Raw genomic sequence first — 25344 nt, forward strand, 5'->3', positions numbered from 1 at the left:
TATTTCAGATAACTCAGAGTGTATGCGCTGGCAACCTATAGAGAATTTACCGCAAGATTGGCAAAAATTGGCTAGTTCAGAGCTACCACCATTAGTTACTGTCTGGAATGAACAAGCTGACCGCCTTCGTAACTCTGGTGCATTCAAGATTTTTATGGAAAAGATGCGCCGGGAGATAGCAATTGAAACCGGAATTATAGAGCGACTTTACACAATTCCCCAAGGTATTACCCAATCACTCATTGAGCAGGGTATCAATGAGGCACTAATTCCACATGGAGTTACAGGCCGGCCTATTAAGCAAGTCATAGCTTTGATTCAAGATCAAGAAATGGCTATTGAGGCATTGTTTGATTTTGTGGGTGGTCAACGTTCTCTGACACCGTTTTATGTCAAGGAACTGCATCAGCTGCTTACGAGAAATCAGACTAGTACAGAAGCGTTAGTTCCATCCACAGGAAAAATTATTAGTGTTCCTCTGATCCAAGGTGATTGGAAGAAGCAGCCTAATAATCCATTGACAGCAGACGGTTCTATTTATGAGTACTGTCCACCAGAACAGGTAGCATCTGAGATGGATAATCTCATTCAATGGCATCATCAGCATCAAGAAAACCAAGTTGTACCAGAAGTGGAAGCTGCATGGCTGCACCATCGATTTACTCAAATTCATCCCTTTCAAGATGGGAATGGGCGAGTTGTTCGCTGTCTTGCTAGCCTGATTTTTATTCAGGCTAGATGGTTCCCTCTTGTACTTACCCGTGATGATCGTTCAGCTTATATTGCATCTTTAGAACAAGCGGATAAAGGTGAATTGTCTGGCTTGATTCGTTTGTTTGCTAAAAGCCAGAAACAGTCATTTATCCGCAGTCTTGGCTTGTCAGAACAAATCCTGTCAGAAACAAGGCAGACTCGTACTATTCTCGCATCTGTTACTGATAAGCTTAAACAGCGTCAGTTAGCATCAATTCAAGAACGATGTCAAGAAGCTGAGAAATTTGCCGAAACTTTGTTTGAGATAGCATTGAATCGTTTGCAAAATCTTTCTGAAGAAATCAAGCTATCTGTACAAAACTTGGTACGAGATGCTCAAGTTTTTACAGTATCAGCTTCAGCAGGGGATGAGCGTTCATATTATCATCGTTATCAAATTGTGGAGACAGCAAAACAGCAAGGTTACTTTGCTAATCTCCGAAGCTATCACAGTTGGGTGCAATTGATTATTAGAGTAGAGACACCTACAGTTATTTTGCTTTCATTTCATGTTCTGGGACAGGAAAATTTAGGCTTACTTGTATGTTCTGTATGTGCCTATCACAGAGATGATACAGAAGAAGGTGATCGGAATATTAGTGATATTCAACCCTTAATGGAATCACCATTCCAATTTTCTTATGCAGATGAAGAAGATAACTTGGTGAAGCGCTTCAATGAGTGGCTAGAAGAAGCTATTATTACAGGACTAGAATACTGGAATAGAAGTCTCTAATGCTCATGCAGTTAGCCACGCATACCACTTATCTAATCCTGCACCAGTAGTTACAGAAACCTGAAAAATCTGAATTTGAGGATTTACTTGTTTAGCATATTCAATGCACTTTTGTACATCAAATTGTACATAAGGTAGCAAATCCATTTTAGTGAGAATCATGATGTCACTAGCACGGAATATATGCGGGTATTTTATCGGCTTATCTTCTCCCTCCGTAACAGAGAGAATCACGATTTTTGCATTTTCTCCCAAATCAAATAAGGCTGGACAAACTAAATTTCCGACATTTTCAATCATCACAACTGAGTTCAGTGGTGGATTCAGTTGTTGTAAACCCCTGTCTATCATTGATGCATCTAAATGACAGCCTGTTCCGGTGTTTATTTGGATGACTTTAGAGCCTGTTTCTTGAATTTTTTTGGCATCGTTAGCAGTTTCTTGGTCGCCTTCAATGACACTAATAGATAATTGATGCTTTAAATCATTTATTGTGCGAGTTAAAAGAGTTGTTTTTCCTGCACCGGGAGAACTCATTAAATTTAAGCTGAGAATATTTCGACCTTTAAACCATCCTCGATTTTGGGCAGCTATTAAATTATTTTTTGCTAAAATATCCTGTTCTAAGGATATCGTTGTATTGTGTATTTTGGCATGAACTTGAGATGCTTCTAGATGAGTGTCGTGACTGTGGGAATGAGTGATGACCGTACCATCAGGTAAAGTATGATGATGGTTATGTTTAGCTTCACCTGTTTCCATATTAGTAATTTTAGTTTCGCCATCATCAGAACAACCGCAGGTTACACACATAATTCCTCTATTTCTATTTCTTTAATTTTAAGTTCTTCACCAGTAATTAAATCTAATTGCACGCTACCACAGTTACAGATACCAAATGGTTTATCTAGAGAAATTTCTGCACCACATTGACGACATTTTGCTAAACATGGAATTTCTAAAATTTCTAATGTTGCTCCTTCTAAAAGTGTATTTTGAGTGCAAATATCAAAACAAAATCGGATAGCATCGGGCATAATGGCTGAAAGTTTGCCAATTTCTAATAAAACTCGCTGCACTTTTGCACCTTTGGCGTGTTCAGTTACAATTGCCACAATATTTTGGGTAATTCCAAGTTCGTGCATACTATAAAATTTATTATAGATTAACAAATTCGTGGCAATTGGTCGCCTACTAGCATATCAACAATTCTTTCAGCACCAAAAACTGTTTTTAACAATACAATACCTGGAGGTGAGGTAATAACTTCGCCAATAATACAAGCATCTTTACCTGCTGGGTGTAATTTCATCGCTGACAATATTTTATCAGCATTCTCTTTTGGGGCCACCACAACTAACTTACCTTCATTAGCTAAATATAATGGGTCTAAACCAAGAATTTCGCAAACTCCATTGACTTCTTCACGTACTGGAATAGATTCTTCAAAGAGACGGATTCCTACATTGGAACTGAGGGCAAATTCATTGAGTACTGTAGCTAAACCACCGCGTGTAGCATCTCGCATAGCATGAACTTGTGGACATACTTGAAGAATAGTTTCTACTAAACTATGCAACGGCTGACAGTCACTTTCAATATTAGTCTCTAAGGCTAATTCCCCACGGGCAATTAAAATCGCTGCCCCATGATTGCCTATTTCACCATTAATTATTACTGCATCTCCAGGTTTAATATTGTGGGCGGAAATGTTAACTCCTCGTGGGATGATACCAATACCAGCAGTATTAATAAAGAGTTTATCGGCAGCACCGCGATGTACAACTTTTGTGTCACCAGTGACAATTTGAACACCAGCTTTTTTGGCGGCTGCTTTCATACTGGCTGCGACACGTCGTAAGGTTTCTACTGGTAATCCTTCTTCTAAAATTACGCTACAAGTTAGATATAAAGGTTTAGCACCACTGACAGCTAAATCATTAACTGTGCCGTTGACGGCTAATTCTCCTATATCACTACCGGGAAAAAATAAGGGGTCTACAACGTATGAATCTGTGGTAAAAGCTAGTCTGTCTCCTTGTTGGAGGAGAGGGGCTAAATTGAAGCTGGCTTGGTCTTCTAGTTGGGAGAGAATTGGGTTATCAAAATTGCTGACAAAGATATCATCTATTAAATCACGCATGGCTTTACCACCGCTACCATGTGCGAGAGTTATATGAGTGTCTTGCACTTTACTTTGGCGACGGCGGATTTGTTCGATTTTTTGGAATAGAGGATTTTGTATTGGATTTGTCGGGGAAATATTCATATTAAAGTTTTTTTAACGCAAAGGAACGCAGAGGGAAGCGCAGAGGTACGCGGAGTATTATTAGTCTGAGGAGAAGCCGCAGGCGGGGAGAGGTTCTTGAGTTATTTTTGGTTTTTGGGCGATTGTTCTTTTGGCAATGGTGGAGAGTCGCCCATATTTGTAATAGGCTGCACAAGCACCTTCGGAAGATACCATACAAGTACCGATTGGTGTTTCTGGTGTGCAAGCTGTACCGAATACTTTGCACTCCCAAGGCTTTAAGACTCCTTTGAGAATTTCTCCACATTTACAAGCTTTATGGTCGGCTATTTTCAGATTAGGAATGGTAAATTGAAGTTCGGCATCAAATTGAGCATATTCAGGTTTAATTTGTAATCCTGAATAGGGAATGTCACCTAAGCCACGCCAATCAAAACTATCTCGCACGGCGAAAACTTTATTTATGGCTTGGAGGGCTACTGTGTTCCCGCTTTTTTGGACAATTCGGTTATATTGATTTTCAACTTCACAACGATTTTCTACTAGCTGTTGCAATAGCATCCAAATTGATTGGAGAATATCTAAGGGTTCAAATCCTGAAACGACTATTGGCTTATTATATTGTTGGGAAATAAATTCATAAGGGTCGGTACCAATTACCATGCTCACATGGCCAGGCCCAACAAATCCATCTAGTTGTAAGTCGGGATTATCTAATAATGCTTTGAGGGCGGGAATCACGAGGACGTGATTGGAAAACATACTGAAGTTATGAATTTTTTCGGCTGCTGCTTGCAGGATGGTGAAGGCGGTGCTGGGGGCTGTGGTTTCAAAGCCTAATGCGAAGAAGACTACTTGTTTGTCGGGGTTATCTTTGGCAATTTGCAGGCTGTCTAGAGGAGAGTACACCATACGGATGTCTGCACCTTGTGCCCTAGCTTGCAGTAAAGTGGTTTTGGAACCGGGAACTCGCATTGCGTCGCCAAAGGTGGCAAAAATGACGTTATGATTTTGGGAGATTGCGATCGCATCATCTAATCTCCCTTTTGGCATAACGCATACTGGACAACCAGGCCCATGAATTAGTTCAATGGCTTTGGGTAAAATTTCCTCGATACCATATTTAAATATGGAATGGGTATGTCCGCCGCATACTTCCATGATTTTGATGGGTTTTTCTAGCCGATGGCATAATTTGGCGATTTCACGGCATAAGGCTTCAGCTTTTTCCGGTTCGCGGAATTCGTCAACATATTTCATGGCAAGTGAAGAGTAGTGAGTTTTATGTATCTGTTAATTTTGCTTTTGTGGTAAGGATTTTGTTTAACGAACCGCATACTCCTACGGAGAAGCAAGCTATACGCAGCGTCTGTCTGCGACACGCTGTTCACGAACGCAGAAAAGGGCGCAAATAAAGACAGAAAGAAGTTTAAAACTTCTTTCTTTGGATGAGAAAAAAGTCCATTATTTAAGTACTAATCCCTGCTTGTGCTGCTGCTAATTCTTGGAAGAGTTGTAATGTTTCCGCTGCTTCTTGTTCATTAATTCGATTCATGGCAAAGCCAACATGTACTAGTACCCAATCACCAATACAAGCTTCGGGGGGATGTTGTTCATCTACGATACAAGCAATATTCACTTGGCGCTTCACACCACCAATATTAACGATGGCTAATTTATGGTTAACGTTGGTAATTTCTATAATTTGTCCGGGGATTCCTAAGCACATTATTTTTTGAAGATAAACGTAGACGCGAAAGCGGCTTGCCGCAGGCTACCACTGAGGCGCAGAGAACGCAGAGAGAATTATTTCTGAGAACAAGTTTGCCAAATATCAACACTCCTCTATTAATTGTGCGGCTGCAATAACTGCTTGTCCTAAAGATAACCCGCCGTCATTTGCTGGAACTAAGCTATGAGTGAGTACTTTTATTCCCAATGTTTGTAATCCTTTGGTAACTTGCTCTAACAATATACAATTTTGAAATACTCCTCCTGTTAGGGCTACCTGATTAATCAGATTTTCTTGACAAAGATGCTTAACCATTTCCAAAATTGCATTCGCTAAACCTTTGTGAAATTTGGCAGCCATAACTGGTTGGGGAATCTGCTGCTGTAAGTCATCGAGCAAGGCTTGCCACATTGGACGGGGGTCTATACAATAAATACTATCTGAAATGCTAAAACTAAAAGGATATATTAGCGTTTCTTTATGATTATTTAAGCTGCTAACATCTACTATAGCTTCCATTGCGATCGCAGCTTGTCCTTCATAGCTACATTCTTCAGGGCAAATACCGATAGCCGCCGCCACTGCATCGAACAATCGCCCCACTGAGGAAGCTGAAGGAGAATTAATCCCTTTCTCTATAAGTTGATTGAGTAGCTTGAGGGGCTTGTTTTTCAAAAGCTTAAATATTTCTAATTCAGTATACTTTTGTTCGCAATCATCCCAAAGTTTAGCAGCTATTAATTGGGTATAAGTATTACGCCAAGGCTGATAAATTGCTTGTTTACCACCAAGCATTACTACTGATTTAAATGTTCCTAGTCGTTTAAATTTACGATAATCTGCTAAAATAAATTCTCCACCCCAGAGTGTACCATCGTCACCGTAACCTAAACCATCTAAAGCAATACCTAATACTGGAGGTGAATCTAAAGGAATACCATTTTCTGCCATGCAAGCGGCGATATGGGCGTGATGATGTTGAATTGGGTAAACTTTGATTTGATTTTTGGAAGCGAGTTCTTTACCAAGTTTGCTTGAGAGATACTCAGGATGTTTATCAATGGCGATTACTTCTGGTTGATGTTCAAATAAATTTAAGTATAAATTCAAAGTCTCTTGGTAAGCATTAAAAGCCGCAGCATTTTCTAAATCTCCCAGATGTTGAGAGAGAATTGCTTTTCCTTCACGCAATAGGCAAAAGGTATTTTTTAACTCACTGCCCATTGCTAAAATTTGCGGTACATTGTGAAATCCCGATGGTAAACTAATTGATGCTGGTGCATATCCTCTGGCGCGGCGAATTATTTGAACTTTATCGCTGATAACTTTCACCACTGAATCGTCTACCCGATTAATAATTTCTCGATTGTGAAAGATAAAATAATCAGCGATTGTCCCTAATTTTTCTCTTGCTTCGTCATTATCAATACATTGTGGTTCATCAGCAAGATTGCCACTTGTTAAAACAATTGGGCGATTCATCCGCCGCAAAATTAAATGATGTAAAGGCGTATAAGGTAGCATGAAGCCCAGGGTATTTTGCCCTGATGCTATCGATGGTGCTACTACTTTTTTACCTGATGTCTGTAATAAAACAATTGGTGCAGCAGAACTTGTCAATAAATTTTTTTCTTTGGCGTTGACAATACAATATTCTTCAATTACCTCAATATCTCGCGCCATTAAAGCAAAGGGTTTATGATAGCGCTTTTTACGCTGACGCAGTTTTTGTACAGCAGTTTCCTGTGTTGCATCGCAAGCTAGATGAATGCCACCTAACCCCTTAATTCCCACAATCTCACTCTTTTGCAACAGAGTACAAACGGCATCAACATCATCCAACATAGAGAACATAGAAGCAGTAACCGTTTTCCCATCAGCGCGTTCTAACCAAGCTGTGGGGCCGCAAGCATGACAAGCGACAGGTTGGGCGTGAAACCGGCGGTTTTCGACATCGTGGTATTCCTTTCGGCATTCTGAACACATAACAAACGCAGACATACTGGTATTACATCTGTCGTAAGGAATGGCACGAATAATACTCAAGCGCGGGCCGCAATGAGTGCAGTTAGTGAATGGGTAACGATAAAAGCGGCTAAAGGGGTCGAATATTTCTTGTTGACACTGTGGACAAGTTGCTGAATCAGGGGTAATTTCTGTTTTAATGGCACTATTAACACTACTAGAAATCACAAAATTATCAAATTTCAATTCACCTTCATAAATAGTTCTTGTTAGTTGATTAATTCTTGCCAACGGTGGACATTCTGTTTGCAATCTGGCAACAAATTCTGTTAATGCTTCCTCACTACCAGATACTCTAATTAATACACCTTGACCATCATTACAAACATCTCCATGCAAACCGCAGGCTTTAGCCAGCCGATATACAGTAGGACGAAATCCTACTCCTTGAACAGTACCGCTAACTCTAATTTCTTCAGTCGGCATAGTTAAACTGCCACAACAAAATTCGGTTATTTCCAGAATCAGCTATCACTGCTGTATTACCACAAATTTTTATTCCGTAACACCAATTTAAGGTATCTCGTTTAGGTAGTCCGAAATTACGATTTTCACCTTTGCTTTGAAAATTTATTTGTCCTGCTAACCCATCTGCCACTAAACCTTGCAGTGATAAAATTGATTCTAGCTTTCTCCATCCTAACAACCGAGAATTAGCAGTATCTGCAACTACTAACCAATCTCCAGCCACCCCCACACCATAAGGCATACTCAAACTACTAGCACTAGGATAATAAACTCCTTGATTCATTTCCACAAAATCAAAGCTTTTTTGTCCTAAAACCACTGCACAAGGGGCATTATTTTCTGTTGGTATTCCCTGCCAAATCATCACTCGGTGATTACCTGCATCGCTGACAACCAAATTGTCTCCCCAAAAGGTGATATCGTGACACCAACGCATACTTGCTGCCGTTGGAGAAGCACCGCCGTTTTCATTGCGAGATATCATATCCGGTTGTCCCAAAACTACATCAGCAGCTTGACCATTTTCTGTTGGTAATTGATGCCAAATTAATACCCTTCGATTACCTGTATCGGCAATCAATAGTCGTCCTTGATGATAGAAAACACCATAAGGCCAGTGCATTGTACTTGCGGATGCTTGTTGACTTCCCCGATTTGATTCATTATCGGTAAAATTCGCTTGTCCTAACACCAAATCTGCTGGAACATTGTTATTTTCTGGTAAGTTTTTCCAAATTAAAACTCGATGATTCCAAGCATCTGCTACCGCTAACCCTTCGCCACAAGCACAAATTCCAGTTGGTACACTTAAGGTTGCACTTCCCGGTGTACTTTTAGCATTTTGTCCCTCATGATAAAAGTCAGGTTGTCCAATTACCCAATCGGCAGGTTGACTATCGCTTGTGGGTAATTTCTTCCATCCTAATAATCGATGATGTCCTGTATCTGACACCCATAAGGGGCCAGCTTTTGATAATAAACAAGCAGCGCGAGGCCCAAACATTGTTGTGGCACTGGCTGCTACAGGTATCACTAATTGTTGTGGTTCAATAATGTTGCCTAAAATTACCTCTGCACCATGAGGTGATAGAGGTAAATATTGAGAAATTTCTGTTGCTTCTGGCGGTAATTGTGATATGGGATTAATTATGATTGGGATATCCATGAACCGCAGATAGACGCTGATAATTATTTAAAAACATTAATGCTGATGAGCATGTAACAACAGCAACAATTTGACATTATGTTTTTTTCCAATTGTTAAAACCTTTAATAAACTTCCGTATTAATCAATCTTAAAAAAATCTAGCTAAACTTTAGTAACTTTTACTACACAGCAATATTTGGCATGAGTGCGCGATGTACTGAAAAAAGAAAGTCAAAAGGTATTTTGAGTAAATCAAATGTCATTTTGCTTGCGGAAAACACTAAAATGAGTAAGTCAAAGGTCATTTGACTTGCGGAAAACACCAAAATGGGTAAGTTAAATGCCATTTTGAGTAAGTCAAAGGTCATTTTGCTTTCTTAAAACCCTAAAATGAACAACTGAATTACACAAATCAGCAAAGATTCTGGTATATTGACAAAACATTTAGGCATTTTGCTTACACAAAAGACTAAAGTGAATCTGTAAACTACTGATATGAAAAAGCAAAATAGCTGTGATTTCCTAATCGCTAAATATATTTCCTGATATGTTACCTTCGCATCATCATTAGACCTCTTGCATGAATCACAAATAAGAACCCCACCCCACCAAAGCTATGTTTTGTCTCCCCTCCCCTTGGTAAGGAGAGGGGATTAAGGCGAGGGGTGGTAGGAACTTTTGCAAGATATCTATTGTTGCAGTTTCACAAAAACCTTATCGTCTTTAATCTTTACTGGATACGACTGAAGTGAAACATCAGGTGCTGTTAAGCATTCACCTGTCTCTAACTTGTACTTAAATCCGTGGGAAGGGCAGGTAAGAATACCATTTTCAACTATACCCTTATCTAGGGAAGATCCTAGATGAATGCAAGCATTACGGTAAGATTTTACTGTATTACCTTGACGATGTAAAATCAGTGAATTACCAGCAAGTTGTACTGCCAATACACTAAATTCAGGAACTTGATCAATCGTCGCCACTTTTATCCAAGTAGAAGTTATTTTTGAAGAAAATGGACTGATTAAACCAGAATTTGCATTGTTAACAGTAGGGTTGCTATTGACCGCAACTACTTTGGTAATTTCTGGACAATGGTTTTTAATTGCTTGTTCTACTCCCTGAGATAAAGTCAAAGTAGAAGCTGGACAACTGCTGCAAGTTCCTATTAATCTGACTTCTACTGTATCCGGGGGCTTAATTGCTACTAGTTCTACATCCCCATTATGACTTTTTAAGCCTGGGCGAACTTCTGCAAGGGCTGTTTCAATTCGCTGTGCTAATTGTGGTTTTGGTGGTTTTACTAGTTCGTGATAAAGCAGCACTGCGTATACTACTTCATCAGTAACAGCATGACGCAAAGCTGACATTGATTCTTGCTTGAGGCTTTTAATTAAACTAGTCAATGCTGCTTTGTGCAAAGCTTCGATTGATCTTTTTAGACCTACTACTACACACCGTTGGCTTTCATCCCACTCGGATATAATTGCCTCAAAGCGGTTAATTTCCTGAACTAATTCTTCAAGGTTGGGCATGGGGAATTGGGCATTGGTTACTTATAAGTTACACAACTCACTTCATTTTGAAATCTTTGAGCAGAAACGGCATAATCAAGCCTGTCACTAAGCTAGATAATGTTATTGGTAAGTAAAAGGGAATGTCGATTTGTGCAAATAACACTAGCAATAACGAACCTACAGCAGTAGCTATAGCAGTTCGCTGAACAAAATACATCGGGTCGCGCAGTAATTTTCCTTTTAAAAATAACTTGGCAGAAAACCACCCAATTTCTAACATATTTCCTCCTAATAATGTGTCAATAAATTAAGTATGGCAAATCCTAATAGGATGGCAGGAATTACACCAGCCGGAGCAAATAATGCACCAAGCATTGCTGAAAACTGATAGCCTATATCTTTTCCAGCTAACAGCATTCCACCAATAGCACCGCCAACCATGGACAAGACTGTTGCTATGACTATCCACACTAATCCTGTTACTATGTTCAAGTCACCATCTGCTAAACTTGTGAGAAAATCTCTCACAGAAGGGTTTGTTAAAATATCTCTCATGCTGTTTTGTTCTCCTGATAATGAGGGGAGGATGGATGAGGGAGAATAACCAATGTCCTATTCCCTATTCCCTATTTCTGCTTCAATATCTTGTAGGACTTGGGCTACTATCTCTGCTTGTTGCATTTGTTGATTTTGGGTAAATATTTCTAAAGCGTGTTGATAGTAAACACGTGCTTGTAAGAGATTATTTGGATTGCCATTTTCTGGTTTTTCTGAGTCGTCGGGTAAGTTGAATAAGGCGTTGGCTTTGTTGGAAATTGTGTTAGCGTACTCTAGGGGTGTATCTTTGAGATTACGCACTTTTAGCGCTTCATCATAAGCTGCGATCGCCCGTAAGTTATTTTCCACAGGATGGGAACTCACTAAATATTGCAAAGCGTTACCTAAGTTGTTTTGCAACATCGCATATTCTCTAGGATGATCGATCAAATTAATATGTTTTAGTGCTACCTCAAATGATTGCACAGCTAACCCTTGACGCAAGTATTCCCGTTCTGATGCCAGGGGCATAGAAAGGTAAGCGATCGCAATATTGTTATATAAAATTGCGTATTCTTGGGGGTAATCCTCCCAAGTAAACACCCGCAAAGCCTCATGATAAGCTTGGATGCTGTCAGTTATCCGTGCCAAATTGAATGGTACAAGCGACTGCAACACCAGCCCAAAATTCATCTGCGTCTCTGCTACTTCCTCAGGCGTTGCTAATTGCTGTAAGATCGGTAGCGCTTCTTCATAACCTGCTTTCGCTTGCAGCAGCAGTTGGTACTCAGCATCCGGGATTGCCTGTAACGTCCCTGCCATGCCCACTTGCGCCCTGGCTTTCAGTAGGGGATACTCCTCACCACACATCTCGTAGGCCCGATAATATAAGCCAACTGCATTTCGCAAGTCTTGGGCGGCTTTGGGCTTTTTTTGAAAACCCTGTGCTATCTCGATCAGCATTTGGATTTTTTCCTCTGCTGTGGCTGACTCCGATGCAACAGCTGCTAACGCAGCTTTCACCGCTGAATCTGTAATGCTGGGGGTCATAACTCTGCCGTACTCTAGCCAATTGGGAATTGAGTCTGTTAACACCCATGAATGATCGAAACACGCGATCGCATCTCATCACGGGCCATACTGATTTACGCAGGCTTCGAGTCCTTTAGGCGGAATTCCCCTTTTCTTTTCTGAAACTAGGGATTAGTCTCTGGTGACTGGGGAAAAGTTTTCCAAATGCCCAATGCCCAGTACCCAATCCCCAATCCCTAAAATATAAAACACCCTATTTCTAAAATTCTAGGGGGAAATTGCTAATATTAATGTCAGCTTTAAACACCTAATATTTTTAAAACATTTTTTGTATCATCACCTAACACAATCCCAAGATTGTTTATTGAATTGTTGACATACATAATATTTAGTGTATTCCAAGTATTCACCACGGGATCTTTGATTTTTTAAATGTGTTACAGATATAACAGACATAATCGGTTAAAATAATCTTGATGGGATTTCAGCTATTGTTAATGATTAATTCTTTTTTAATGAAAGTGAATTAAAGAAAAAAATATCTTAAAATTGAAAAATAAATATTGATAAACAGGTGAGATTTTACAAGCATTATCACCTACATCATGCATGGTAAACAATAGAAAAATGCATAGCCGATGACTAACGTACTATGGCTACAGGGTGGTGCTTGTTCAGGCAACACAATGTCATTTCTCAACGCTGAAGAACCCACAGTCTGCGATTTAATTGCCGACTTTGGCATCAACTTACTTTGGCATCCCTCCTTGGGACTGGAACTAGGCAACAATTTGCAAACACTACTGCGGGATTGTATTTCTGGCACAATTCCCCTAGATATCTTGGTATTTGAAGGCAGTGTTGTCAATGCTCCCAACGGCACAGGCGAATGGAATCGGTTTGCCGATCGCGCCATGAAAGATTGGTTAGCAGACCTGGCCAAAGTTGCTAAATTTATCGTCGCCGTGGGAGATTGTGCCACATGGGGAGGAATTCCTGCCATGTCACCCAACCCCAGCGAATCGGAAGGTTTGCAATTTCTCAAACGTCAAGAAGGCGGCTTTTTAGGTAAAGACTTCGTATCGCAAGCCGGATTACCTGTAATTAATATACCTGGATGTCCCGCGCATCCCGACTGGATAACGCAGATATTAGTAGCGATCGCTACTGGACGCATAGCAGACATTGCTTTCGACGAACTAAATCGTCCCCAAACCTTCTTCAACACCTATACCCAAACAGGTTGTACCCGTAACGTTCACTTTGCCTACAAAGCCTCAACCGCCGAATTTGGTCAGCGCAAAGGTTGCTTATTCTACGACTTGGGTTGTCGCGGCCCCATGACTCATTCCTCTTGCAACCGCATCTTATGGAACCGCGTTTCTTCTAAAACTCGCGCTGGAATGCCTTGTTTAGGTTGTACAGAACCAGAATTTCCTTTCTTTGACCTCAAACCGGGAACCGTATTCAAAACCCAAACAGTCATGGGAGTTCCCAAGGAATTACCGCCAGGGGTGAACAAAAAAGACTACGCCTTACTCACAATGGTCGCCAAGGATGCAGCACCACCTTGGGCAGAAGAAGACTTTTTTACAGTTTAGTTATTGGGCATTGGTCAAAAACAAATGACCAATGACCAATGACTAATGACAACTGACAAATAAAAAATGACCAATGACAAAGGACAAATGACAAATGACAATTCAATCATTAGATATATCGCCCGTTGGTAGAGTTGAAGGCGATTTAGATGTCAGAGTTGATATCGAGAATGGGCGCGTGGTCAACGCCTGGACACACGCCGAACTTTTCCGAGGATTTGAAGTAATCTTACGCGGTAAAGACCCCCAAGCCGGATTAATTGTCACGCCTCGCATTTGCGGCATTTGCGGCGGTTCTCATCTAACTTGTGCATCTTGGGCATTAGATACAGCTTGGGAAACAGAAGTTCCTCGCAATGCAATTTTGGCGAGAAATCTCGGTCAAATTGTCGAAACAATCCAAAGTATACCCCGCTATTTTTATGGTTTGTTTGCCATTGATTTAACCAATAAAAAATACCGCCATAGTCGCTTTTATGACGAAGCTGTTAAACGCTTTGCTGCGTTCACAGGCAAATCTTATGAACTAGGCATCACAATTTCCGCTAAACCTGTAGAAATTTATGCCCTATTGGGCGGACAATGGCCCCACAGCAGTTATATGGTGCCTGGTGGTGTGATGTGCGCCCCTACATTAACGGACATTACCCGCGCTTGGGCGCTTCTCGAATACTTCCGCACCAATTGGTTAGAACCAGTGTGGTTGGGTTGTTCTTTAGAACGCTACGAACAAATCCAAACTTATGATGATTTTAGGAATTGGTTAGATGAAGACCGAAATCATCGAGATTCCGACTTAGGTTTTTATTGGCGCATGGGTTTAGATATCGGTCTAGATAGATATGGTGCTGGTGTTGGTAAATATGTCACTTGGGGATATTTAGCCCATGAAGATAAATACCAAAAGCCGACTATTGAAGGACGAAATGCGGCGATGATCATGAAAGGTGGAGTGTATGACAGCTTCGCAGACACTCACACCTTAATGGATCAGTCATTTACCCGCGAGAATACAACTCACTCCTGGTACGATGAGGGAACGGCAGACATTCACCCTAGCGATCGCACCACTAAACCCACTGCAATCAATACCAAAGACTTCGATAACGCCTACTCTTGGTCGAGTGCAGTCCTTCACAAAGACTTCGGACGTTTGGAAACTGGTCCCTTAGCGCGTCAGTTAGTTGCAGGTGGTAAACATGGCGAATCTTGGCAGCACTACGACGGCTTGATCCTTGATGTCTTCAAAAAGATGGGTGGTGCTAGTATTCATGTGCGTCAGCTAGCACGAGTTCACGAACTTGTCAAGTTATATCGTCAAGCTGAACACTGTTTACGCGAATTTAAGTTAAACGACCCCTGGTATATCAAACCTACAGAAAAAGATGGACGCGGTTGGGGTGCAACGGAAGCAGCGCGGGGTTCCTTATCTCACTGGGTAGAAGTGGAGGGCGGTAAAATTAAGAATTACCAAGTGATTGCTCCAGGTACTTGGAATATCGGGCCTCGTGACGGTGAAGGTATTCGCGGTCCTATTGAAGAAGCTTTAATTGGGACACCCATTTACGATTCTAGCGACCCGGTGGAAGTTGGGCATGTGGCGCGATCGTTTGATTCATGTTTGGTGTGTACAGTTCACGCCCATGATGCTAAAACTGGTGAAGAGTTGGCGCGTTTTCGGACTGCTTAATTCTCAAATATTAGATCGTCTAGCACAATGCATATTGAGTTACACTGGCTCTACAAGTAATTGCAATTTTGCTAGACATACTTTGTATGGCTGAAATTATTGAGATACCTGTTGAACTGACTCACTTTCAACTTCCTGAAGCTGTCCAAGAGCGTCTGCAATTTCTGCTAGATCGCCAAGATGTAGGCGAAGTGCTTACCCTTGCAGAACGACGAGAAGCTGAAGGGCTGGTTGAGTTGGCAGAATTTTTATCTCTGCTGCATTTGCGTTCGCAGCGTGTGATGCAGCAGCGATAAATGGTAACGATTTCAGTTGCTTTACGTCGATTAGTCATCCAAAGAGCAGCTGATCGCTGTGAATATTGCAGTTTATCCCAAGCAGGTCAAGCAGCTACATTTCATATCGATCACATCACTCCTGTGGTAGCAGGTGGTACAACAACAGCAAGTAATTTGGCACTTGCTTGCGTGTCCTGTTCACTCCGTAAGGCTGCCCGACAAATGGTTGAAGATCCAGAAACAGGAGAAAAAGTACCAATTTTCCACCCTCGTCAACAAGTATGGAAAGAACACTTTCAGTGGAATGGTGTAGAAGTTGTTGGATTAACAGCTACAGGACGAGCAACCATTAATGCACTCAACATGAATCGTGCGATTATGCTAGCGATTCGGGCAGAAGAAGAATTCCTGGGTCGTCATCCACCACCTTAATAAGCGACTGGTGTTAGCGACGTTAACTGCTTATACCACCAACAAGAGCGATAGCCCTTGCCGACAACCAGATTAAACTTAGTTTACAGACTATGACTTGATTAAATTACCCCTTAAAAGCAATATTAAAAAACAGATTTATCAACGCCTTACCAAAAAATAGCCAATTTAACCAAAATACAATGTGAATAATTGCTATTACCCAAAATACAACTTGATAAGAAACTTTGCTACTTTTGTGACGTAGCTTCTGTTGAGCAACAAATGCACCTAACCAACCACCCATAAATTCGCACAGATGCAAAGTATTTTCTTGCCTTCTCCATCGTCCTTGTTGTGCGCGAGACTTATCATCGGCATATAGCCTAAAAGTAATGAAACTCATGACAGGATAAAGAATTAGCGGAATTGGGTTGCCAGTTGTTAGTGCAAGATGGATTGAACCCAACCCAGGTAGTAAAGATAGAAGTAATGTCTTTAATGCTAATGATAAAGATTTGTCTACACTTCTGGATATAGACTTCTTTGGTGCAGTAGAAGATGAGGACTTTGATGTAACTCCTTCGATAGAGGCATTACAAGCGCGTAGTTTGCCATCTTTACTAGCTGTTAGTTGATAACAAATGAAATCACCAACTTGGGGACGACGGTTAACGTCTTTGAATCCTGTAATGTGTAAAAAGACTTCTTGACTACCATCATCGGGTTGTATGAAACCAAAGCCGCGATCGTCCTTCCATCTGATTAGTTGCCCTTTGTGTAAAGTAGGTTTCATGAACAAATCATATATTTATACCTGCTTTATAGTGTGCCCTTGTTTACACAAATATACAACACCAAAAATGCGCTCGCCCCACCAACTTTTTTAATTTTGTAAAAATGTGGTGATAACCAATGGACTATACCCAATGCCTGATATTTAAAGCTCGTAGCGTAACACACTAAAACTTATAGAAATAGTGGGTTAGGCTTACCTTAATTCACTTCAACAAAACAGAAATTTACAAGGTAAGCTTGTGTCTGATTTAGCGCTACACGAATATCTCCCTCGCGTTCCCGATGCAGGATTGCAAGAATACATAGAATGGTGTGTTTTAGAACAGGCAAAAGCCGCAGAATGTAACTTTACTCCAGATACAAGTAAGTTAGATAATTTGCCACCAGAAGACTACGTTCCTAAACTTGTCGAGCAGTTCATGAAAGTTAAACCAGACCCAATTAGAGCCGGTTTGGTAGCTGCGATCGCAGGTAAAGAAGCAGACAAACATGCTTTATCTGGTTTAGCGATCGCTGCCGATTTTGTATCCCTTTATGTCAAGTACTTAATCCCTAAAGAGGGAAGTACTACAGAAGAGGCTGAAGAACTCTTGACTAAAGCATCACAACATCAGTCTGAGAAACTTACTGAAATTGCCAAGAAACATGGTGTAGAGTTCTAGTTTCCTGCTGATAACTTACTTATTCAGAGGCTTTGTCTGTATTATTAGTCAAAGCCTCTGGTGTAACCCTATATTTTGCAGACCCCAACCACGTACAGGATCAATCTCGTTTTTTAAGATATCTTCATCCCGTTCTGAAATATTAGTTTCAGCAGATGCTCATAATCCCATAATAGACACCAGAAAATAATATTATACTTTTACTATCACCTTAAGCCTTAAAGTATGCTTCACTGCATTTATAGATGCAGCACGAATTATTATTTTATAATTTAGGAAACATATTATTAGTTTATAGTTATATGGACAGAATCGTAGTTAACTCTCACATTCATTTCGGTAAACCTTGTGTCGCAGGTACACGCATCACTGTACAAAGCATTCTTGAACTGCTCAATGACGGACTTTCATTTGAAGAAATTATCCGAGACTACTATCTAGACCTACAAATTGAGGATATTCGTGCCTGCTTACGATACGCGATCGCGCTAGTGGCAGCTGAAGATATTCGCCTAGTATCTATTTGAGCATGAGATTCTTACTGGATCAAGATGTGTATACTGTGACAGCAAGATTTCTAGTTGATGCCGGACATGACGTAGTTCTTGTTGCTCAGATTGGTCTTTCGCAAGCTAGTGATGAAGAAATTCTTAAAATAGCACAGGAACAGAACCGTATTCTCATCACGCGAGATAGAGACTACGGAAATCTTGTTTTTGTTAAAGCAATGGGATCTGGAGTCATTTATCTCCGAATCCTACCTACAACTGTGAATAAAGTTCATAACGAACTGGTACGAGTTATAGAAACTTACTCGCAAGTCGAATTGGTAGGCGCATTTGTAGTTGTACAACCAGATGGACACAGGTTTAGAAAAGTATCTTTGTAAAAGTTTAAAGTGTATGTTAGTTTTAGCGGGGTAAATCTAATATTTACAATGATGTTGGGTCTTATGCTTCGACCCAACCTACAAAACTAATTCCCGTTAATTGTTAAATTGCCATCGCTCCATAGACAAATTTATAGTTACACCCCACGTAGAGTAATACCAGTTAATTGCTGGAAACCAAATAATAGAAAATTAAAAACTAGATAGGATAGAAACATTACAATTCCTTCGTTTAAACCTTTTTCAATCCATTTAGGTGAGTTATCTGACAGATATTGGCGCAGAAAAAACAGAATGGGAATAAGTGGAACACTGAGCCAGCCAAGCAGACCACCTATTAAAGGAGTTAGGATGGTTAGAAGGCTTCCTCCCAAAAAGATAAATAACCAGTTTAAAAATTTTATAGTGCCTATTATACTTCCAAGAATTAGAGCAACAGTACAGCCTAGAGCAGCACCTATGATTCCCCAAATAATTACATAAATAACTACTGTATTTGGTTCTGTCACTCCAGCATAATTAGAGGATAAATCTAATAAAGTTCTTATGATACCCAAACCAATCCCTAAACACAATCCCCAGAAAGTTCCTTTTACCAATCCATCCCAAAAAAGCATAGTGTTAATCCTTGAAATCTTAAACATCTGTAAGCTGAATACATTATTCCCAATTCAGGCAGATATCTAACAAATTAGCTTAAACAATTAAACCTTATCCCATGCTCACTATTATCGGTTGCGGCAATCTAAATCGTAATGACGACGCAGTAGGTGTAATCATCGCCCAACGCTTACAAAAATATCTAGCTGAAAACCCTCATCCTCATGTGCGAGTATATGACTGTGGCACCGCAGGGATGGAAGTAATGTTTCAAGCTAGAGGTAGTAAACAATTAATAATTATTGATGCAAGTTCAACTGGTTCTGAACCGGGTGCTGTGTTTAAAGTTCCAGGAAAAGAACTGGAAGCTTTACCAGAACCTAGTTATAACTTGCACGATTTTCGTTGGGATAATGCTTTAGCCGCCGGACGAAAAATCTTTCACAATGACTTTCCCCAAGATGTAACAGTTTATTTAATTGAGGCGGCAAATCTTGGTTTTGGACTAGAGTTAAGTCCTGCTATCAAACATTCTGCTGATTTAGTTTTTGAAGAAGTAGCTGCACTTATCAGCCAGAATATTAACTTTTAATTAACAATCCCAAATCCAAAATCTAAAGTTGAATCATGCCCAATCCCGATAAACAGAAAGTTCATCTACCCTCATTTCAAAAGGTACGCCTTGACTTTCTGGCGGACAAACACGGATTTTCGCACTGTTAACAATTCCATGTAGCAATGTCCCCATTGGCACCATTTTTTGCAAAATACGCCAATTAGTAACTTGATCGGGACATTCAATTACCAATGTTAGAGCATTAGCATGGGTTGTAACATACCACCGACAATTAGATAGAAGATTTTGAATTGTGCGATCGCACGATTCATAAAAGTATCTGCTAATAGAATCCTCTAGTTGTTGCCGCAGTATAATATCCGCAGATGTCGGTTGGATAGGATGTGAGTCATCACCATTTAAGTAATACATCTTTCTAGCCATCTCTCTTTAGCTTCCTACTTATATTCCAATCACCATTCCATAAAGTACATCTTTATCTGTTTCTAATAATTCCTGGGTTTCTTCATCATAATAAGCACCAATTCCACTACACTGAATTCCCAAATAATTACTAGTTAAATAAAGTCTCTGTCCAAGAAAACCAGCTATTTGCATAGCAGTTTGATAATTTAAATAATCTGACACAAAAAATAAAGTTACAGCGCTATCTCTAGCAATAGCCTGATTAATACATAAGTAACCTGTCTTTTCACTAAAATTACCCGTCTTAACCAGATACGTACCTTTATATAAGCCAGGTGTCATTCCCTTTACTCGATGCACCACTAAGTAAATTTCTATTTCCTCATAATTTTCTGTCGGTATTGACTGCTGAAGTTGTTGCACTACATATAAATAATCTTCTTGAGAAATAGACTCTTTCCGGAAACGTCTAATAGAACGTCTATCCCAAATAGTTTGATAAAATTTATCTTTGTCAAAGTCAAATTGAGGATACTCTAATTTCTGCTGGCGACTCTTTTGTAGAGTAGTTGCTTGATAGGCATCCTCAATAAATTGATTAGATTCAAAATAATCAGTACCAGAGACAAAAGGAACTTTCAGCCTTAAGTGTCTGATTTTCTTATCTTGTATTTCTCCTGACACCGCACAAGCAGTAATAAACTCTTTATTCTCGAATCCCAAATCAGAATTGAGGGCAAGTTTATCAAAATCGAAAATTAGTTGTATATCTCGGTTGTGGAGAAAACCTGAAGCTGCAACTGCACCTAAATGGTGTCCGCTATCTAATAAGCAATATCTCATGCTTCTATCTTGATATTTCCAGCTAGACCTATAATAAACACAACTGATTAAAAATATGAATCCGTTGATACTTTTACCCGGTATAATATAACTCTCTAACCCATCATCAATTAATTCATAAATGAGTGTTAGACAATTATTCTCAACTTCTAGATGGTATATACCATCTATTATTCCTTCAATACCGCGCATCTGTACGTAGACTTCCGTAGGATACAGAGCGCCTGCTGATGGATTCACCCGCAGTTTATAAGGGCCATCTTTATATACTTTTTCTAGGGTTATCGCACTGGTTAACGAAATAAAAGAATGAACAGGATTATTGAGATTTAATTTCACTCTCCGATAAAATTTGGGATAAACTTTAAATGGAGATGGCTGTGTTGAAGCATCTACATAATTTGGATCAACTTGTACCGATAAGTAAGAATGCTTGGTAGCTTCATGATAGGCTTTGCCGGATATCTGACTTGGTGGCATTTTTAAGTATCCTTAAAACTTCGACATTGCTCGCAAAATCTATCGCTTGATAATCGTCTAAGTTTTTTAAATATAAATTAGGATGATGCTGTAAAAGTAACTTGACGACTTCTGTCTTTCCGGCTGATGCTGCATACATTAAAACAGTTGCACCATTATCATTTTGGTTGTCAATGTTAATGTTGACAGTAAGCAGCAAATTAATTAAATCGTAGTGATTACCAAAACAAGCAAACCACAAAGCATTGTTGTTATCGCTATTTCGAGCATTGATATCCACGCCTGCATCAATGAGTTCTTTGACGACTCCATAAACTCCTTCTCTTGTAGCTTTCATCAAAGCTGTATCGCCATTTTCACCCGGCTGATTTAAATCCCCAGTTTTATAGCCTTTTGCTATTAGCCATTGGGTTGTTGATTCACTCAAATTTTGACTGTTGGTTTGATTCATAACTACTGCTTGGTTAACTTTTTTACTAATATAAATTTGCTTGGCAAATAGAATGGTGAGCAATGCCCACCATTTTTGCAGAAATATTATCTAAATCCTTTTAACTTACATATATGCTATCAAATTTATAAGTTTAAATTATGAATTATTTATAAATAACACCAAATATTTTCCTTAAAAAAGCTTGAAAAGTAATGGGAAAGCAGTAATTTTTACAGTTTTCTTTTATAAGATAGATTAATAGCAGATATTAAGGTAGATTTAGATTCCCGACTTCTTGAAGAAGTCGGGAATCTGGGCAGTAAGTACGTATACTTTTAAATTTACTGACAATGATAAGAATATAAGATATTGTCTACATCTTCGATAGTAAGACTTTGTTTATCAGCTAAAGTTTTCAATCTATGGGTAATATCTTTAAGCTGGGATAAATTAAAAGAAAGTCCTAATTCATTCGCTCGGTGATTAACCGCCTGTTTTCCAGCCAATTTATGATTGATTAAAATTGAGCGCGTTACACCAAAACTTCGGGGATTAATAGCTTCATAAGTCTCAGAGTTATTGAGCATAGCTTTAGTATGAATTCCAGCTTTATGACTAAAAGCACTCTCACCAAAAATACAGTGGTTAAAAGGAATAGAAATCCCAACTTTTCTCGCCACTAACTCATGTAAGTAAGCAAGTTTATCCAAGCGATATTTACACTTAATCTGCTCTGGATTTGTAGCATATAACCTAGCGATAAACCCAGCGAGTGAGGTAATACCATTGCGTTCACCAATGCCCAAAACACAAGTGTCGATATGAGTTGCTCCCGCTTCAAGTGCTGTATAACTGTTAGCATTTGCACATTCTGTATCATTATGACCGTGAAACTCAATATCTAAATTGGTAAACTGGCGCAAAGTCTTTACTAATTCAAATACTTGCATCGGCGTCATAATTCCTACCGTATCGGCAATTCCTATACGTTTGACAACTCCTAATTTTTCAATCTCCGAGTAAATTGTGATTAAATCTTCTATGGAAGTACGTGACGAATCCTCAGCAGAAAACCGTAACTCAATATCGGGAGCCTGTTGATGAATAAAAGTTAAAACTTCAGATGATAAATCAAGAATTTGATTAATATTTTTACCATGACTGAATTGACGCATTAAAGAAGAACTACCGATAGTTAAATTAATCCCAGCTACGCCTGTTGCTAAAGCGACTTTAGCATCTTCTAAGTGACAGCGAATGTGAGTTAATATTTTGGATGGCAAGCCTAAGCCAGCCAATCGTTCACAGTCTCGTCTAGATTGAGGTGAAGCAATTGGTGACGTTAACTCTATATATTCCACTCCAAATACAGCAAGGGCTTCAGCGATTTCGACTTTATCATCTGAAGAAAAATTGGCTTTGACGAATTGTTCACCTTCACGGAGAGTACTTTCTACAATTGCAAATTCAGATAGCGACATTGAGCAATCCCTGTGCTAATTATTACTAAGAATATTCACTTATTAGTTTTTATATTAACAGATTTGTATAGTCGAGAAATAATTACTTTGGCTGATTCTTGGGGACTGGCTATAGTATCAATTATAAGAGAGCGATCGCTTGTATCCATCGCTTCTAAAATCTGTTTCGTAGGAACCGAATCATAGTTCTGACTCTCTTCCAGAAATATTTTTAGTTTTTCCCGCAATTCTACACCTGTAACAACTTGTTTGCTTACAAGTTCTAAGATTTCTTGTTCTTCTTTAGGAGTAAAATAAGCAGAAGCCTCTGGCACACCCAAACTAGCAAAATTTGTCAGTGCTTCTGGGATAATTTGCCTATTCTCCTCTAACTCTTGATTAGATATCCGATCAAATGGATCATGACGCTTCAAAAGTCTTTCTAAACGCACTATACTTGGTGCAGTCAACATTACAAATTTAGCATTTTTTAGAGCTTTATCTGCATAGCAAACCTCATTTTCACCACGCAAACTATCGAAAACTAACATAGAGTTTACTTGTTGTGGATTGATGTGTAGCGAAGCTAAAATATGACCCATTCCACCAGGAAAGTATTCCCGATAAAGGCGAGTATAAGCTAGGCGTTTAATCCGGCAATAGGGTTGCATGAGTTTCTCTTGCATTTTTAACATCGGCGCAATTATTAAGCGTTCGGTTAAAGCACGACGATTAGGTAAAAGTGTAAAATCTAAACCTTCTTCAGCCAAAGCTTTTATGATTGTACTTTTTCCCACGCCAGTCATACCCACTACGATTAGTAAGGGAAAAGTTGTGATTGGCAACCAGTCTTTAGGAACAGGGAATCCGACACCTATACCTGGGGTTAAGTGTTCAAAAAATAGATTTTGTCTTGTTGTATTAACTTGATGCTGCACAATCTAAACCTCTTTTTTAGTTTCGTTATTATAAGTAAATAAACATATTAATACCTCAGTGTTTGTACACACAATGTCTATATTGAGTTGATGATAATATCCATTAATATTAGTTTTTTGAAATTGTTTTATCGTGCATTTTGCAGCCCATGACCACGCATTATTGTCAGGATTATCAAATAGAGGTATGATTGTTGGGTAAATGAGAATTATTTCATAATTATTAAGATATCTTAAAAAAAGCTAGTTTTAAAATTTGCTAACTTAAAGTATAAATAGTTAAAGTTAGCAAGCAAAAATATGGAAATTAGCGCTCGTAATTCTCTTAAGGGTACTGTCAAAAAAGTTGTACATGGTTCAGTTAATAGTGAGATAACTTTAGAACTAGCACCAGGAATAGAGCTAGTGTCAATCATCACAAAATCATCAGCAGAAAAGCTAGGACTTGTAGAAGGTAAACACGCTCATGCCGTGATTAAATCATCAGATGTGATACTTGCTGTTGATTGAAAAAAAATAAGCAGGTTGGCTTACTTTAGAAGCCACTCTATTTCTAATATCAAATTGCATTCATATCTATAAATTAGTGACCTCACTCCTAGAATTAGTTATAAAATGAGTGAGGTCAAGAGTATATTATATTAATCATATTTGATTGGTGAGAATTATCCTTTAATCGTAGACGCGTAGCTGCTAGTCTACGAGAAGACCAAAGGCGAACCCGCAGGATACCACAGAGGCGCAGAGAACACAAAGAGAAGAATCAACAAAAATTTTCACAAATGATTAAGTAAAACTATACATAAAGATTAATTAATTGAATTATCAATAATATGAACATAAATGGTGCGAATATTTTCTATATCTAGTGCCAAATCTGTGTTTTCAATTTTGACGAGCAAAGAGGGTAACTTTTGTTTTAAAGTGATAGTAGTTCCTGGTTTTATTCCTATTGATATAAGTTGCTTCAAGATTGTTTCATCCTGATTTTTACAGAAGGTGACTATTCCTCGCTCTCCTATTTTCAATAATTCTAATGAACAGCCAATCACACTAAAGCGAGTAAACATTTGAATTATAAATT

The 25344-nt window shown here is 39.2% G+C and carries 30 protein-coding genes; 10 read left to right on the plus strand and 20 right to left on the minus strand.

Annotation, left to right across the window (positions count from 1 at the left end; genetic code table 11):
* Nucleotides 1–22: 22 nt before the first annotated feature.
* Complete coding sequence (locus V7K62_RS03365) at nucleotides 23–1489, plus strand: Fic family protein (RefSeq protein ID WP_334861685.1); 1467 nt, start codon at nucleotides 23–25, stop codon at nucleotides 1487–1489.
* Between the two features lie 3 nt (nucleotides 1490–1492).
* On the opposite strand, the gene hypB is transcribed toward V7K62_RS03365, so the two are convergent.
* The 12 genes from hypB to V7K62_RS03425 all read right to left on the minus strand — a co-directional run bounded on the left by hypB (nucleotide 1493) and on the right by V7K62_RS03425 (nucleotide 12213).
* Nucleotides 1493–2302, minus strand: coding sequence for a hydrogenase nickel incorporation protein HypB (gene hypB, locus V7K62_RS03370; RefSeq protein ID WP_334861687.1), 810 nt, complete (start codon nucleotides 2300–2302; stop codon nucleotides 1493–1495).
* On the minus strand, nucleotides 2293–2634 hold the full coding sequence (hypA, locus tag V7K62_RS03375) for a hydrogenase maturation nickel metallochaperone HypA (protein ID WP_334861689.1): 342 nt from the start codon (nucleotides 2632–2634) through the stop codon (nucleotides 2293–2295). The genes hypB and hypA overlap by 10 nt, the downstream gene beginning before the upstream one ends.
* A 20-nt stretch (nucleotides 2635–2654) precedes the next feature.
* The gene (gene hypE / locus V7K62_RS03380) at nucleotides 2655–3758 is read right to left on the minus strand and encodes a hydrogenase expression/formation protein HypE (protein WP_334861691.1); all 1104 of its coding nucleotides are present in this window, start codon (nucleotides 3756–3758) and stop codon (nucleotides 2655–2657) included.
* Nucleotides 3759–3818: 60 nt separating this feature from the next.
* Nucleotides 3819–4997: a hydrogenase formation protein HypD gene (hypD, locus tag V7K62_RS03385; RefSeq protein WP_334861693.1), complete on the minus strand. Its 1179-nt coding sequence runs from the start codon at nucleotides 4995–4997 to the stop codon at nucleotides 3819–3821.
* 208 nt (nucleotides 4998–5205) lie between these two features.
* Nucleotides 5206–5466: a HypC/HybG/HupF family hydrogenase formation chaperone gene (locus tag V7K62_RS03390; RefSeq protein WP_334861695.1), complete on the minus strand. Its 261-nt coding sequence runs from the start codon at nucleotides 5464–5466 to the stop codon at nucleotides 5206–5208.
* Between the two features lie 105 nt (nucleotides 5467–5571).
* Nucleotides 5572–7920, minus strand: a complete 2349-nt coding sequence (gene hypF / locus V7K62_RS03395; protein ID WP_334861697.1) for a carbamoyltransferase HypF — start codon at nucleotides 7918–7920, stop codon at nucleotides 5572–5574.
* Nucleotides 7910–9127: a hypothetical protein gene (locus V7K62_RS03400; RefSeq protein WP_334861699.1), complete on the minus strand. Its 1218-nt coding sequence runs from the start codon at nucleotides 9125–9127 to the stop codon at nucleotides 7910–7912. Before V7K62_RS03400 ends, hypF begins: the two co-directional genes overlap by 11 nt.
* A 164-nt stretch (nucleotides 9128–9291) precedes the next feature.
* On the minus strand, nucleotides 9292–9477 hold the full coding sequence (locus tag V7K62_RS03405) for a hypothetical protein (RefSeq protein WP_334861701.1): 186 nt from the start codon (nucleotides 9475–9477) through the stop codon (nucleotides 9292–9294).
* 321 nt (nucleotides 9478–9798) lie between these two features.
* On the minus strand, nucleotides 9799–10644 hold the full coding sequence (locus tag V7K62_RS03410) for a NifU family protein (RefSeq protein WP_334861703.1): 846 nt from the start codon (nucleotides 10642–10644) through the stop codon (nucleotides 9799–9801).
* Between the two features lie 37 nt (nucleotides 10645–10681).
* A complete protein-coding gene (locus V7K62_RS03415) occupies nucleotides 10682–10906 on the minus strand; it encodes a hypothetical protein (RefSeq protein WP_334843426.1) in 225 nt (74 codons plus the stop codon).
* Between the two features lie 8 nt (nucleotides 10907–10914).
* Nucleotides 10915–11181 (minus strand): hypothetical protein, encoded by a 267-nt coding sequence (locus tag V7K62_RS03420; RefSeq protein WP_334861705.1) that lies wholly within the window; start codon nucleotides 11179–11181, stop codon nucleotides 10915–10917.
* A gap of 57 nt (nucleotides 11182–11238) precedes the next feature.
* Nucleotides 11239–12213 (minus strand): hypothetical protein, encoded by a 975-nt coding sequence (locus V7K62_RS03425; protein ID WP_334861784.1) that lies wholly within the window; start codon nucleotides 12211–12213, stop codon nucleotides 11239–11241.
* Between the two features lie 620 nt (nucleotides 12214–12833).
* Between V7K62_RS03425 and V7K62_RS03430 the strand changes: the two genes are divergently transcribed.
* From V7K62_RS03430 to V7K62_RS03445, 4 genes are all read left to right on the plus strand, one after another.
* Entirely contained in the window at nucleotides 12834–13796 is a 963-nt protein-coding gene (locus V7K62_RS03430; protein ID WP_100900552.1) for a hydrogenase small subunit, read from the plus strand.
* Between the two features lie 94 nt (nucleotides 13797–13890).
* Complete coding sequence (locus V7K62_RS03435) at nucleotides 13891–15486, plus strand: nickel-dependent hydrogenase large subunit (RefSeq protein WP_334861708.1); 1596 nt, start codon at nucleotides 13891–13893, stop codon at nucleotides 15484–15486.
* Nucleotides 15487–15572: 86 nt separating this feature from the next.
* Nucleotides 15573–15782 (plus strand): hypothetical protein, encoded by a 210-nt coding sequence (locus tag V7K62_RS03440; protein ID WP_334861710.1) that lies wholly within the window; start codon nucleotides 15573–15575, stop codon nucleotides 15780–15782.
* A complete protein-coding gene (locus V7K62_RS03445; protein ID WP_334861712.1) occupies nucleotides 15783–16196 on the plus strand; it encodes an HNH endonuclease in 414 nt (137 codons plus the stop codon). It begins immediately after the preceding gene.
* 106 nt (nucleotides 16197–16302) lie between these two features.
* Here V7K62_RS03445 and V7K62_RS03450 read toward each other — a convergent pair whose 3' ends face one another.
* The gene (locus tag V7K62_RS03450) at nucleotides 16303–16971 is read right to left on the minus strand and encodes a cold shock and DUF1294 domain-containing protein (RefSeq protein WP_334861714.1); all 669 of its coding nucleotides are present in this window, start codon (nucleotides 16969–16971) and stop codon (nucleotides 16303–16305) included.
* A 241-nt stretch (nucleotides 16972–17212) separates the two neighbouring features.
* On the opposite strand from V7K62_RS03450, the gene V7K62_RS03455 reads away from it, so the two are divergent.
* The 3 genes from V7K62_RS03455 to V7K62_RS03465 all read left to right on the plus strand — a co-directional run bounded on the left by V7K62_RS03455 (nucleotide 17213) and on the right by V7K62_RS03465 (nucleotide 18524).
* Nucleotides 17213–17635: a hypothetical protein gene (locus V7K62_RS03455; protein WP_334861716.1), complete on the plus strand. Its 423-nt coding sequence runs from the start codon at nucleotides 17213–17215 to the stop codon at nucleotides 17633–17635.
* A 302-nt stretch (nucleotides 17636–17937) separates the two neighbouring features.
* Nucleotides 17938–18162, plus strand: coding sequence for a DUF433 domain-containing protein (locus V7K62_RS03460; RefSeq protein ID WP_334861718.1), 225 nt, complete (start codon nucleotides 17938–17940; stop codon nucleotides 18160–18162).
* Between the two features lie 2 nt (nucleotides 18163–18164).
* Nucleotides 18165–18524, plus strand: coding sequence for a DUF5615 family PIN-like protein (locus V7K62_RS03465; RefSeq protein ID WP_334861720.1), 360 nt, complete (start codon nucleotides 18165–18167; stop codon nucleotides 18522–18524).
* A 137-nt stretch (nucleotides 18525–18661) separates the two neighbouring features.
* Here V7K62_RS03465 and V7K62_RS03470 read toward each other — a convergent pair whose 3' ends face one another.
* Entirely contained in the window at nucleotides 18662–19168 is a 507-nt protein-coding gene (locus V7K62_RS03470; RefSeq protein ID WP_334861722.1) for a hypothetical protein, read from the minus strand.
* A 74-nt stretch (nucleotides 19169–19242) separates the two neighbouring features.
* Here V7K62_RS03470 and V7K62_RS03475 point away from each other — a divergent pair, with 74 nt between their 5' ends.
* A complete protein-coding gene (locus V7K62_RS03475; protein WP_334861724.1) occupies nucleotides 19243–19716 on the plus strand; it encodes a hydrogenase maturation protease in 474 nt (157 codons plus the stop codon).
* Between the two features lie 33 nt (nucleotides 19717–19749).
* Here the strand turns inward: V7K62_RS03475 and V7K62_RS03480 are convergent, their stop codons facing one another.
* The 5 genes from V7K62_RS03480 to V7K62_RS03500 form a co-directional block, all read right to left on the minus strand.
* The gene (locus V7K62_RS03480) at nucleotides 19750–20124 is read right to left on the minus strand and encodes a hypothetical protein (RefSeq protein ID WP_334861725.1); all 375 of its coding nucleotides are present in this window, start codon (nucleotides 20122–20124) and stop codon (nucleotides 19750–19752) included.
* A gap of 18 nt (nucleotides 20125–20142) precedes the next feature.
* A complete protein-coding gene (locus V7K62_RS03485; RefSeq protein ID WP_334861727.1) occupies nucleotides 20143–21429 on the minus strand; it encodes a SagB/ThcOx family dehydrogenase in 1287 nt (428 codons plus the stop codon).
* Entirely contained in the window at nucleotides 21392–21880 is a 489-nt protein-coding gene (locus V7K62_RS03490; protein WP_334861729.1) for an ankyrin repeat domain-containing protein, read from the minus strand. Before V7K62_RS03490 ends, V7K62_RS03485 begins: the two co-directional genes overlap by 38 nt.
* A 323-nt stretch (nucleotides 21881–22203) precedes the next feature.
* The gene (gene lysS / locus V7K62_RS03495) at nucleotides 22204–23343 is read right to left on the minus strand and encodes a homocitrate synthase (RefSeq protein WP_334861731.1); all 1140 of its coding nucleotides are present in this window, start codon (nucleotides 23341–23343) and stop codon (nucleotides 22204–22206) included.
* A gap of 35 nt (nucleotides 23344–23378) precedes the next feature.
* Nucleotides 23379–24260: an AAA family ATPase gene (locus V7K62_RS03500; RefSeq protein ID WP_334861733.1), complete on the minus strand. Its 882-nt coding sequence runs from the start codon at nucleotides 24258–24260 to the stop codon at nucleotides 23379–23381.
* A gap of 300 nt (nucleotides 24261–24560) precedes the next feature.
* Here V7K62_RS03500 and V7K62_RS03505 point away from each other — a divergent pair, with 300 nt between their 5' ends.
* Complete coding sequence (locus V7K62_RS03505) at nucleotides 24561–24770, plus strand: TOBE domain-containing protein (RefSeq protein WP_334861735.1); 210 nt, start codon at nucleotides 24561–24563, stop codon at nucleotides 24768–24770.
* A 299-nt stretch (nucleotides 24771–25069) separates the two neighbouring features.
* On the opposite strand, the gene V7K62_RS03510 is transcribed toward V7K62_RS03505, so the two are convergent.
* Entirely contained in the window at nucleotides 25070–25330 is a 261-nt protein-coding gene (locus tag V7K62_RS03510; protein ID WP_334861737.1) for a FeoA family protein, read from the minus strand.
* Nucleotides 25331–25344 lie beyond the last annotated feature (14 nt).

The sequence above is a fragment of the Nostoc sp. genome, from assembly GCF_036917935.1.
Classification (GTDB): Bacteria; Cyanobacteriota; Cyanobacteriia; order Cyanobacteriales; family Nostocaceae; genus Nostoc.